This window comes from Psychrobacter sp., assembly GCF_030457785.1.
In the GTDB taxonomy this organism is placed as follows: domain Bacteria; phylum Pseudomonadota; class Gammaproteobacteria; order Pseudomonadales; family Moraxellaceae; genus Psychrobacter.
The window spans coordinates 1-10,006 of the sequence record NZ_JAKDUI010000086.1; the positions used below are offsets into that span (position 1 = coordinate 1).

Below are 10,006 nucleotides of genomic sequence, written 5' to 3' on the forward strand. Positions count from 1 at the left end.
TGATTCACCGTTTGATTAACTATCATCAGATGATGAAGGCGTATTATACGCATTTTTTTTAGAGTGTCAACAATTATTATAAAAAAATAAAAGTTAATACGACGTACATGTTATTTGGTCGTTGATGTGTGTTATAACGGTTTATTATAATATGCATTCCAAAATATTTTCTTTATATAAAAAATAGGATATATCATTTATTGAGATCTTAGTCGTATGTCCAATGAAAATGATACCGACAACTGATTAAATACAAAGTAAAAGGATAACAAAATGAGTCAAAAATATACCATCGCCGACTATTTGTTTGATCGCATTGCAGAAGCTGGTGTGACGGATATATTTGGTGTGCCTGGTGATTTTAACTTGACGTTTTTAGACAATATTGTCGCATCTGATAAGTTGCGCTGGGTGGGTAACACCAATGAGCTAAATGCGGGATATGCTGCCGATGGATATGCGCGTGAGCGTGGGTTTGCGGCCATGGTCACGACTTTTGGCGTGGGTGAGCTGTCTGCGATCAACGCGACTGCTGGCTCATTTGCTGAATATGCGCCAGTACTGCATGTTGTTGGTGCGCCTAGCATGGCAGTGCAAGAGTCCAAACGTCGTATTCATCATACGCTTGGTGATGGTGTGTTCAACCACTTTATCAAGATGGTAGAGCCAGTGACGGTCGCTCGAGCCCAGATTACGCCAGAAAACGCAGCATCAGAGATCGACCGAGTGATACGCTTGATCTTGAAAAAACATCGCCCTGGCTACTTGCTGTTGTCACCAGATGTAGCAAAGCTGCCCATTTATCCACCGACCACCAAACTTGATGACAGCCAAGAAGATATCACTAGCCAAGCGGCGTTGGCAGATTTCAAAAAGGCGCTCATAGAGTTTTTGCCAAACAAGACCACGACACTGATGGCGGATTTGATGGTGCATCGTTTGGGGCTGCAAGAGAAGCTCAAAACTTTAGTGGCGGATACCGATATTCCCTATACAACACTGTCGTGGGGTAAAACGCTGCTCGATGAAAACAGTGAGCGCTGGGCGGGTACTTATGCTGGAGTGGCTTCACGTCCCGTGGTCAAAGACGCGGTAGAAAACTGTGAATGCTTGATTAAGGTCGGGGTGCAGTATACCGATACGACGACGGCAGGGTTCAGCCAAAATATTAATCCAGAAACAGTGATTAGCTTGCATTATGAACGGGCGTCTATCAGCGGTACTACCTTTGCACCGATTGCGCTAAAAGATTCTCTGCAGGCGTTGTATGAAGTCATGACTTCCGGCATTGATATTATACCGAAGCCGTTTTGTCATCCAGTGAAGCCACATGAGCAAAAAGGTCAGGATGAAGAAGCCATTCGCCAAGAAGATCTTTGGTATATCATCGCTGATTGCTTAGACCAAAACAATTTGGTGTTTGCTGAACAAGGTACTTCATATTTTGGGATCAGTGATGTGCGTCTGCCTGAAGGGGTGACGTCTTATGGTCAACCGATGTGGGGCTCAATTGGTTATACCTTACCGGCGAGCTTGGGTGCTGCTATTGCGTCGCCGCAAAAACGTAGTGTGGTGCTGATTGGAGATGGTTCAGCTTTACTAACCATTCAAGAAATCGCGGTTATGATTAAAGAAGGCATAAACCCAGTGATTATGCTGATTAATAACGATGGTTATACGGTTGAGCGTGCCATTCATGGTGAAAATCAGCACTACAACGACATTCCAAAGTGTGATTGGCAATTGATGCCACAAGCCTTTGGCGCGACCGGTGACAATAGCCTATTACTGAGAGCCACTACGACAGGTGAGCTAAAGTCAGCACTCAAACAAGCGGCAGCCGTTACCGATAAGCTAGTGATGTTAGAAATTATGACGGATAAGCATGATATTCCGCCGTTGTTGGCCGATATCAGCGCCGCGCTAAAACCTAAAGGGCATTAGCGCGCGCAGAGTATTTGCAACTGAGTACTGACAGCTGACTGCCTATCAATCGTCGATTGTGGCGGAGCATAAGCATCAGCTTTTATGCACAGTTTTCTAAGTGATGTTCGGTGAGCAGCATTATCGCATTATTTAATAATACATGGCTCTATTTGGCATGGTTGCTGAGTAGGGCTTTTTTAATGCTTTATAGTATTTATTCTTGGTTATTTTGCTGTGAATCGGCATTATTGTGATAGATTAAGCAAGTAACATGTATTAGGAGTAAGGCCATCATGATTTGGCTAAAAATGTTTATAGGCGCCTTGATGGTACTGGTGATTCAGTTATTTGCACAGACGCGATTTTTTTATCTGGCAGCTCTGGCGCCTTTGTTTCCAACCTTTACTTTAATCAGTCATTTTATTGTTGGAACGGAGCGTAGCCCTGCTGATTTAAAAGTCGCATTGATTTTTAGTATGTTGGGTGTGATTCCGCATCTTATTTATACACTGGTGGTGTTTTTTAGCATCAGTTATATCAGTTTATATAAGGCACTATTACTTGGTGTTGTCGCTTGGACAGTTGCGGCTGCTATCTTGGTAGTAGCATGGCAGTACATGCATCCTTAGTCTGTATTCAGTAAAACAGCCAGAAGTAAGTGCTCGTCAAACAGTCATATCTTCGTAGGAATCTCAGATAGCGGTTGATAAATAGTTGATTGATCCTGCTATTCAGTTTGTCCAAATTAAAATTCATGTTATAACAAATACTTAAAATAAATATTATCGCAACCATTTACTTTATCATCACTGATAAAAATAGGGCTTAAAATAAATGGATACCTTAAATATCCTGTACCTCGTAGGGGCATTGTTAATTTTCGCCAGCATTATGGCCAGCACGTTATCAGCCCGTTTGGGCGTTCCGTTATTGCTATTGTTCTTGATGGTCGGCATGTTGGCGGGTGAGCAAGGGGTTTTAGGGATTGAGTTTTCTCAGTACGGTCTGGCGAATTTTGTCGGACAAGCAGCGCTAGCTTGTATCTTGTTGGATGGTGGTTTACGAACTTCGTTTAAATCATTTCGCGTCGGGCTGAAGCCGGCGGTCACGCTAGCTACCTGGGGTGTATTTGCAACCGTGATGGTGCTCGGTGTCTTCGTTACGTGGTTGCTCGATGTTGATTGGCGTATTGGTCTGTTGATGGCGGCTATCGTCGGTTCTACTGATGCGGCAGCGGTATTTTCTTTACTGCGTAATGGTGGTGTCAAGCTTAACGACCGTGTTCAGGCCACGCTGGAGCTAGAGTCTGGTGCCAACGATCCATTGGCCATTTTGTTAGTGACTGGTTTGATCGCATTGAATGTCGATCCAGCGGGTCAAACAGTGATTGGCTTTTTAGGTTTGTTGTTGCAGCAGCTGAGTTTTGGCTTGGGAATGGGGGTGCTGTTCGGTTATCTGTTGACTAAGTTATTACCCAAGGTGCATTTGGCTGAAGGTATGTATGCGATTTTGATACTGTCTGCTGGCTTGTCAGTTTTTGCAGCGACCAACCTGATAGGTGGTAGTGGGTTTTTGGCGGTGTACCTGACAGGTGTGCTAATCGGCAATAACAAGGTGCGCTCGACAGAGCATGTGATGCGGGTGATGGATAGTTTTGCTTGGTTGTCTCAAGCGGTACTTTTCGTCGTGCTAGGACTCTTGGTTACCCCGTCAAACGTTATTCATGTTTGGCATTATTCGGTAGCAATTGCTGCCTTTATGATTTTGGTCGCGCGTCCTATTGCTGTGTATAGCAGTGTCAAACCTTTCAAGTTTAAAGACAGGGAAATAGGATTTATATCGTGGGTTGGCTTACGTGGTGCGGTGCCAATTACGCTTGCTATTTTGCCCGTCATGGCAGAAATAGATAACGCATTTTTATTGTTTGATATTGCTTTTGGCGTGGTGGTTTTGTCCTTGATACTACAAGGAACAACCATTCCCTTCATGGCCAATATGTTTAAGGTACGTATCCCCACCAATAAAGACCCAAAAGAAGAACATGAGGTTTGGGTGTCTGATAGTGCTAGTATCACGCTGTATGAGTTTGAGGTTAAGTCGGGCGCATTTGCTATCGGTCGTCATCCGATGGGCATCTCTAAACGTATTAGCCCTGATGAAATCAGTGTGTTTGCCTTGGTGCGTGGGCAAAAAGTCGTGATCCTCGACGAAGATACCAAGCTCAGGTTTGGCGATAGTGTTTGGTATGCTCTCAGCGGTGACCATGCTAGTAAAATTGCAAAAATATTCAATGACACGACATTGGATCGTAAAGCCATCGATGACTTTTATGGAGATTGGTTGTTGTCGCCCAGCGTTAAGCTTGGTGACTTGCCGTTTTTTGCAGAGATAACGGCTGCGGAATCGAAAGCCACTAAATCGAAAAACAAAGCGAAACAAAGCTCAAAAAGCATGTGGGAGCAAACGGTTGCTGAGTTTATCGTTGCTCGCTTGGATACGGCGCCAGTATCAGGGGATACGGTTGAGATAAATAATGAGTGGGCGTTGGTGATCAAAGAGGTCGGTGACAAAGGTAAGTTAAGAGCCATTGGTCTAAAGCATGAAAAGCCAGCATCGTCGGTGTAAATGCTGGCTTTATTGTATAGCTGTTTCACTAACACATGAAAAATAACACATGAAAAAGACCACGAGGTCGACTGGTCGCTCGCTCGCAGCCTATCAAAAAGTCGCAGTATTACCACATGAGATCATCAGGGATTACATAAGCTGCGTACGGATCATCTTCCGCTAACTCTTCTGCTGATGTGTCATTAGACACCACCATAAACCCTGTCATTTTTGAGTCGATACGATCTGCAAGTGGGCGTGGCAGTAGAGAGTAGCTGTCTTCTAGACGTGCAATGACCACGTGACCTGCCACTATTTGATCATAGAGTTTTTGCGTGATTGAAATATTTTTAACTTTAGCGTCATCAGCGAACTGATAGCTTACGTCGCCTTCTGTGTCAGTGATTTGATGCTGCTTAATCATTTGAATAATATTGGCTTTTAGGGACTTCTCTTCTAGTGCCTGCTGTCTTTCTTGATTAAGCTTTTGGTCTTTTTCTTGTTTTTTGGCTTGAGCTTCTGCCAATGCTTTTTTGGCTTCTGCATTTGATGAATCGCCAGTGCGTTTGGCATGCTGGGCTTGTTTGCTGATTTTCTTTGCTTTTTTGCTATCGACCAAACCAGCCTTTAAAAGTTGAGCCTGAAGGGCATTTTTTGACATAATCCAATCACCTAAATAATGATATTGAAACCATAAAATTCAAAAATCATATTGTAGCAAAATTTGCTTGAGCATGTCGTCAAACAAGCGCTCATCACAGTGCGCGATCCACGATTAGCACCTCTGTTACCACATCTATTGCTCATTCGGATTCAACACAAGTCACTAAGGCGTGCCATCAATTAACACATTCAATCATTCAGTGACCTCAAAACGGCTAAATTTTGCTACTCATCGTCAGAAATCTTGTAAATATGCTTATATTCCCTACAATTTTTATCCTTGATAAGCGTCAATTTATCTCATTTTAAGCCTCGCTATTTAAATGATGACACGCCCTAGATGAGACAGCATAAATTGGTTATTATTGAGTAAATGGTTGATGCTATCAGACCGTTATCTATTTACAGCCAAGAAGGATAAAATAATTAAAACGAATAAGGATATATGATGAGTAAATCACAGCACATTCTCGCTTGTATTGATGGTTCAGCCGTAACTGAGTCAGTTTGTGACTATGCAGCATGGTATGCCAATAAATTGAATTTACCAGTTGGACTGCTACATGTCAGTGATGTTCCAGCCTCTATTAGACGTGATTTATCGGGTGCGATAGGTGTCAACAGTCGCGAGTTTTTGTTAGAAGAACTGACAAAGATGGACGAGCAAAGAGCCAAAGTTGTCAATAGTTATAGCAATGCCTTGGTGTTAGATGCGCAAGACCATATCCATAGTAAGTTCGAAGCACTGGACATTCATACTTATCAACGCCGTGGCAAACTATTACCCGCGATTGAGCACTTTAAGACAGTCAATCGTGCCATTGTCATGGGGCGACGCGGGGAAGACCACAAAAACAGTCGAATAAATATTGGCAGTCAGATCGAAACGGTCGCCCGTGCGTCAGATATTCCTGTGCTGATATGTTCAGAAAAATTTAAAGAGCCAAGCTCGTATATGATCGCCTTTGATGGTAGCAAAACGGCCATCAAAGCAGTATGGATGGTTGGTAGAAGTCCAGTATTAAAAGGGCTTACCGGCCATATTGTGATGATAGGAAACCACGACGAGGCATCTAAGCAGAGCCTGAGCGCTGCCGTGGCACAATTAGAGGACGCAGGGTTTGCTGTCGAAGCGCATCACCTAACGGCTTCTGATGCTGTCGGTGGGTTGTTGAAGTTTCAGGTAGAGCATGGCGTCGATGTGATGGTGGTAGGTGCTTACGGTCATTCAAAGCTACAGCAGTTATTTCTGGGCAGTACCACTACAGAAATTATCGCCAGTACGCTGTCACCTGTCATTTTGGTACGTTAAGCACTAAAAGTTTTTTATCAACCATACAAAATTAGCCATACAAAATTAGCCATGTAAAATTAGTCTGTTGCAACTCGGTGATAAGGTATAAAACTTTAACCATATAACCGAGTTGCAACAGACTAAATAAAAGAAATTTTATGAATCAGTAGAGAATCGCTCTAACAAATCTATATTGCTAGAGCGCTAGTAATTAACCAGTGTTACGTAGTCCTGCTGCTAAGGCATTGATACTGCGTATTAAAGGATCTTCAACTGGAAGTTCGTCCGATTTATCGTTCTCGTTGCTCTGTCCGTCGTCCTGTCTGGCTCTCTTTAGTAGCTCGATTTGTATGTAGTTAATGGGATCTAGATACGCTCTGCGCCATTTTAGTGAGGCAGCAAGATTTGTCTGATTGGATAGCAAAGTATCTTGATTGAGCAAAGAGTTCAAACCTGAAAAAGTCAGCTGATGCTCTTCCGAGACGGCACCCATGATTTGTTCGCGCAGCGGCTCATCGTCACACAATTGACTATAGGCTTGAGCGATATTCATCTCGGATTTGGTGAAAGCCATTTCAATATTACTCATAAATACGTTGAAAAATGGCCAGTTGCTATTCATCTCTTTCATTAACTGCTCGTCTTCTTTGACGCTATGCAGGGCACTGCCAACGCCATACCAAGCGGGTAACGTAAATCGAGCCAATGACCAACCAAATACCCAAGGAATCGCTCGCAGGGTTGTTTTGCTAGGCAGTCCTTTTTTGCGATGCGAGGGGCGTGAGCCGATATTTAATAAAGATATTTCCTGCACAGGGGTGACTTGTGAGTAGAATTTGTAAAACCCTTCGGTATGGTCGGTGAGCTCACGGTAACGCGCTTCACCAGCATCTGCTAAACGTGCAAACAGTGCTTCATAATCTGGCAGCTCGGGCGGTTGCACCACAAACCTGCTAGAGCATGCCTTAAGTGTGCCAGTAATACCCATGGTTAGCTCAAATACAGCGGTGTCGGTGTTGGCGTACTTGGCGTACAAGACTTCTCCTTGTTCGGTGACTTTGATTTGACCGTGTAGGGTACCAGCTGGCTGGGCGGCGATAGCGTCATGTGTCGAGCCGCCACCACGACTCACAGAACCACCACGACCATGGAACAATCGGGTCTTGATGCCGTATTTTTCCGCGATACGATTGATGGTTTGTTGCGCGCTATACAGTTGCCATGCAGAGGTGATGATACCGCCGTCTTTTGATGAGTCCGAATAACCAAGCATGATCTCTTGGGTATTATCCGAATGCTGGAGCAGCCCTCGATACAGGGGGTTGTCTAATACAGCAGGAAGTATATGATCGATGTTTTTTAGATCTTCAATGGTCTCAAATAAAGGTGCGACTGGTAAGTCGGCAGATAGTTTTCCTTCATCATCAACCGTACATAACCCTGCAAAACGCATAAGCACGAGTACTTCTAATATCTGACTGGCATTGTTGGTCATCGAAATGACATAGCTGCCAAAGGTATCTTCACCAACCAACTTACGCAATGTCGCCACAGAATTCATCAGCGCCAATTGCTCGCGTGTATTATCCTTTAAGTTATCAGTATAAATGAGCGGTGTACCAGGTTTTTCTAGAAGTTGTGTCAGCCATTCTTGACGGTCACTTTCATTCAGTGCTTGATAGTCTGGTAAATTGGTAGCGTTGGCAAAAATATCTGCTATCACATCACTATGATAGGATGACTCTTGACGAATATCGAGTGCAGCTAGGTGAAAACCACAGGTTTTGACCAAACGTATCGTATCGAGTAATAGCCCTTCGCCATGTGCGATGTCATGGATGCCAACGCTTTTTCGAATGATGCGTAAATCATCCAACAGCTCTTGTGGACTGGTATAAGCATCTTTTGCGGCTTCAAGGTCTGTGCCTTGGCTCTGAATGTGGACGTTCGTCGCTTTGATTTTTGCGAGGATGATGGACAACAACCTACGGTATGGCTCGTTGTTGTAATCGTCAGGGTTGTAATAGAATACTTTTTTATCGAGCGTGGCGTACTCTTTGATACGAGTATAGACATCTGGGGCAATGTCGATAATCGTATCACTGTGAATGAGCTCACGGCGCAGTTTCTTGATTAAGGTTTGGTAGTGTCGCAAAACCCCGTTGGCATGCATTAATACTGCCATTTCAGTCGTGTCATGAGTGACAAATGGGTTGCCATCTCTGTCACCCCCTATCCAAGAGCCAAAGCTCATGAAGGCAGGTAATGGATAGTCTGTTAGCTCAGGATAGATATCAACGATGGCATTTTTAATATTACGATATACCCTGGGAATGGCATCAAATAAGCTGGCATCGAAGTAGTGTAGGCCGTTATTGATCTCGTCATAGACCAAAGGTTTGCGTGTACGCACCTCGTCAGAGGACCATAATAAATCGATGGTCTGAGCCGTTTTTTCTTTGGCTTGTTCATAGGCAAAACTGTCTGTATCAAGGTTGTTTAATGCCTCACTGTGGGCATACAGGCTTTGCAAAAGATTCATCGTCGTACGGCGTCTGGCTTCTGTGGGATGTGCAGTAAAGACAGGCATGAATTTTAGCTGATCAATCAACTCTTTCATTTGGGTGGGTTCTATATTTCGTTCACGACACTCAAGCAATGTGCGGCGAAAGGATCCTTCCCAGCTATTTTTTGACTGCATTCGTAACGCGTAACGCTGATCTCTTAAGTAGTTTTCTTCACTTAGATTGGCCAGAAAAAAATAAATAGAAAAACTACGTATGACATTTTTCAGTGTTTGGTTGTCTAGAGAGCCGATGAAGTCGATAAGTTCTTTCTTCTTTGTCTCATTAGGCTCACGGCGTTGCTGGATAAAACCTTTGCGCAAGGTTTCAATAGTGTTGAGTGTTTCTTCGCCAGTTTGACGAGAAATAGCATCACCTAAAAAAGAACCTAATAGGCTAATGCGTTCACGTAGTATATTGTTGTTTATTGTCATCCTTAACTCTCTCATTAAATGGGTTGGTAAAATCTTGAAGCTGCCTCCAGCTCTGTTGAGTAACAGTCACTATTTGTTTTAGCGTTGAAAGTTCGATATGCCCTACATAAATGTCTGATAGCTGACGCAGCGTGCTGATAAAAAGTACTGTTAAATACAGTTTCGATTTATTTTAACTGACATTGGGTCTCACAATAGTGAACGGTTAGTGATATTGAGTTATTAAAATTTTCTTAATAGCTTTATGAGTGAAAGTCCTTTCGATATCTAGTTTGCCATAGAACGACACATTCTGCCATCATCAGTTTTTATCTAAAAACTGACTGCATAGAGGTCAATAAGTATTTTTTTAATTCAAAAAATTTAACATGACACTCCAGTATTACAAAATATGGCTGACTCTCAAAAGTACGATGACGGCTTATTACTAGTCATTTAAAAGCCACTAGTCATTTAAAAGTTACTATAGTCAATTCCACCTAAAAGTGTTATAAATTAATTATCAAATCCAATTGTTA

Annotated in this window: 6 protein-coding genes; 4 read left to right on the top strand and 2 right to left on the bottom strand. The window is 43.1% G+C overall.

What is annotated here, in order from left to right; translation table 11 throughout:
- The first annotated feature begins 273 nt into the window (after nt 1–273).
- The 3 genes from L0J61_RS05840 to L0J61_RS05850 all read left to right on the top strand — a co-directional run bounded on the left by L0J61_RS05840 (nt 274) and on the right by L0J61_RS05850 (nt 4,551).
- Nucleotides 274–1,944 (top strand): alpha-keto acid decarboxylase family protein, encoded by a 1,671-nt coding sequence (locus L0J61_RS05840; protein ID WP_301465395.1) that lies wholly within the window; start codon nt 274–276, stop codon nt 1,942–1,944.
- A 275-nt stretch (nt 1,945–2,219) separates the two neighbouring features.
- Complete coding sequence (locus tag L0J61_RS05845) at nt 2,220–2,555, top strand: GlpM family protein (protein WP_301465396.1); 336 nt, start codon at nt 2,220–2,222, stop codon at nt 2,553–2,555.
- Between the two features lie 205 nt (nt 2,556–2,760).
- Entirely contained in the window at nt 2,761–4,551 is a 1,791-nt protein-coding gene (locus L0J61_RS05850; RefSeq protein WP_301465397.1) for a potassium/proton antiporter, read from the top strand.
- A 109-nt stretch (nt 4,552–4,660) separates the two neighbouring features.
- Here L0J61_RS05850 and L0J61_RS05855 read toward each other — a convergent pair whose 3' ends face one another.
- A complete protein-coding gene (locus L0J61_RS05855) occupies nt 4,661–5,194 on the bottom strand; it encodes a DUF2058 domain-containing protein (RefSeq protein WP_301465398.1) in 534 nt (177 codons plus the stop codon).
- Between the two features lie 450 nt (nt 5,195–5,644).
- On the opposite strand from L0J61_RS05855, the gene L0J61_RS05860 reads away from it, so the two are divergent.
- A complete protein-coding gene (locus L0J61_RS05860; protein ID WP_301465399.1) occupies nt 5,645–6,508 on the top strand; it encodes a universal stress protein in 864 nt (287 codons plus the stop codon).
- Nucleotides 6,509–6,701: 193 nt separating this feature from the next.
- Here L0J61_RS05860 and ppc read toward each other — a convergent pair whose 3' ends face one another.
- Nucleotides 6,702–9,488, bottom strand: a complete 2,787-nt coding sequence (ppc, locus tag L0J61_RS05865) for a phosphoenolpyruvate carboxylase (protein WP_301465400.1) — start codon at nt 9,486–9,488, stop codon at nt 6,702–6,704.
- Nucleotides 9,489–10,006: the final 518 nt, after the last annotated feature.

Coding starts and splice junctions, on each gene's coding strand:
- L0J61_RS05840 (WP_301465395.1), top strand. CDS start 274: ATGAGTCAAAAATATACCATCGCCGACTATTTGTTTGATCGCATTGCA.
- L0J61_RS05845 (WP_301465396.1), top strand. CDS start 2,220: ATGATTTGGCTAAAAATGTTTATAGGCGCCTTGATGGTACTGGTGATT.
- L0J61_RS05850 (WP_301465397.1), top strand. CDS start 2,761: ATGGATACCTTAAATATCCTGTACCTCGTAGGGGCATTGTTAATTTTC.
- L0J61_RS05855 (WP_301465398.1), bottom strand. CDS start 5,194: ATGTCAAAAAATGCCCTTCAGGCTCAACTTTTAAAGGCTGGTTTGGTC.
- L0J61_RS05860 (WP_301465399.1), top strand. CDS start 5,645: ATGAGTAAATCACAGCACATTCTCGCTTGTATTGATGGTTCAGCCGTA.
- ppc (WP_301465400.1), bottom strand. CDS start 9,488: ATGACAATAAACAACAATATACTACGTGAACGCATTAGCCTATTAGGT.